The organism is Paenibacillus sp. MER 180 (assembly GCF_023713665.1).
Classification (GTDB): Bacteria; Bacillota; Bacilli; order Paenibacillales; family Paenibacillaceae; genus Paenibacillus_B; species Paenibacillus_B suaedae.
In genome coordinates this window covers 1-1984 of sequence record NZ_JAMAVT010000046.1, presented here as the reverse complement: position 1 = coordinate 1984, position 1984 = coordinate 1, and the positions used below count along the sequence as shown (strand labels likewise).

The following is a 1984-nucleotide window of genomic DNA, read 5'->3' as shown; positions in this document are numbered from 1 at the left end:
CCGCCGAAGGTGGGGTAGATGATTGGGGTGAAGTCGTAACAAGGTAGCCGTATCGGAAGGTGCGGCTGGATCACCTCCTTTCTAAGGATTTTGTCTCCTGCGACGGAGACACAAGGAAGCAAAGCTTCCAAACCAAACGATTGCTCGTTGTCAGTTTTGAAAGAACAGTTATGTTTCTTTCACTTGTACCTTGAAAACTGAATCGCGAAAGTGAAGTGTCTTAGAATCATCCTTTTAGTTGATATACGCTCAGCAATGAGCATACTAGGTTAAGCTAGTAAGAGCACACGGAGGATGCCTAGGCACCAGGAGCCGATGAAGGACGTGGCGAACAACGAAATGCCTCGGGGAGCTGTAAGCAAGCATTGATCCGGGGATGTCCGAATGGGGAAACCCGGCTGTCGTAATAGGCAGTCACGCATATCTGAATACATAGGATATGTTGAGGCATACGAGGGGAACTGAAACATCTAAGTACCCTCAGGAAGAGAAAACAATAGTGATTCCGTAAGTAGCGGCGAGCGAACGCGGAAGAGCCTAAACCAAGGAGCTTGCTCCTTGGGGTTGTGGGACGTCTCACATGGAGTCAGAAAGGTGTTTATTAGATGAAGAGGTCTGGAAAGGCCCGCCATAGAAGGTAAAAGCCCTGTAATCGAAAGTAAATGCCCTCCGAGACGGATCCCGAGTACCGCGGGACACGTGAAACCCCGTGGGAATCTGGCAGGACCATCTGCTAAGGCTAAATACTCCCTGGTGACCGATAGTGAAGCAGTACCGTGAGGGAAAGGTGAAAAGCACCCCGGAAGGGGAGTGAAATAGAACCTGAAACCGTGTGCTTACAAGAAGTCAGAGCCCTATACATGGGTGATGGCGTGCCTTTTGTAGAATGAACCGGCGAGTTACGTTTGCGTGCAAGGTTAAGGTGAAGAGCTGGAGCCGAAGCGAAAGCGAGTCTGAATAGGGCGAATAAGTACGTAGGCGTAGACCCGAAACCGTGTGATCTACCCCTGTCCAGGGTGAAGGTGCGGTAACACGCACTGGAGGCCCGAACCCACGCACGTTGAAAAGTGCGGGGATGAGGTGGGGGTAGCGGAGAAATTCCAATCGAACTCGGAGATAGCTGGTTCTCCCCGAAATAGCTTTAGGGCTAGCCTCGGAGTAAAGAGTCATGGAGGTAGAGCACTGATTGGATGCGGGGCCCGCCAAGGGTTACCAAGTTCAGTCAAACTCCGAATGCCACAGACTTATATCCGGGAGTCAGACAGTGGGTGCTAAGGTCCATTGTCAAGAGGGAAACAGCCCAGACCATCAGCTAAGGCCCCTAAATGTATGTTAAGTGGGAAAGGATGTGGAGTTGCCCAGACAACCAGGATGTTGGCTTAGAAGCAGCCACCATTTAAAGAGTGCGTAATAGCTCACTGGTCGAGTGACTCTGCGCCGAAAATGTAACGGGGCTAAACATACTGCCGAAGCTATGGATTGCATCGTAAGATGTAGTGGTAGGGGAGCGTTGTGTACCGGGTTGAAGGTAGACCGAGAGGACTGCTGGACTGTACACAAGTGAGAATGCCGGTATGAGTAACGAAAAGACATGTGAGAATCATGTCCGCCGAAAACCTAAGGGTTCCTGAGGAAGGCTCGTCCACTCAGGGTAAGTCGGGACCTAAGGCGAGGCCGAAAGGCGTAGTCGAAGGACAACAGGTTGAAATTCCTGTACCAGCGTAACCGTTATGAGCAATGGGGGGACGCAGAAGGATAGGGACGCGAGCTGATGGATGCTCGTCCAAGCAGTGAGGCCGATGTGTAGGCAAATCCGCACATCATTAAGGCTGGGCTGTGATGGGGAGGGAAAATTATAGTACCGAAGGTCTTGATTTCATGCTGCCAAGAAAAGCCTCTAGCCAGGTGAAGCTGCCCGTACCGCAAACCGACACAGGTAGGTGGGAAGAGAATTCTAAGGCGCGCGGAAGAACTCTCGTTAAGG

At 51.4% G+C, this 1984-nt stretch carries 2 rRNA genes; both read left to right on the top strand.

Annotation, left to right across the window (positions count from 1 at the left end):
- Positions 1-81: ribosomal RNA gene (locus M3661_RS29695) — 16S ribosomal RNA — on the top strand; the annotation flags it as partial.
- A 186-nt stretch (positions 82-267) separates the two neighbouring features.
- Positions 268-1984, top strand: a 23S ribosomal RNA gene (locus M3661_RS29690); the annotation flags it as partial.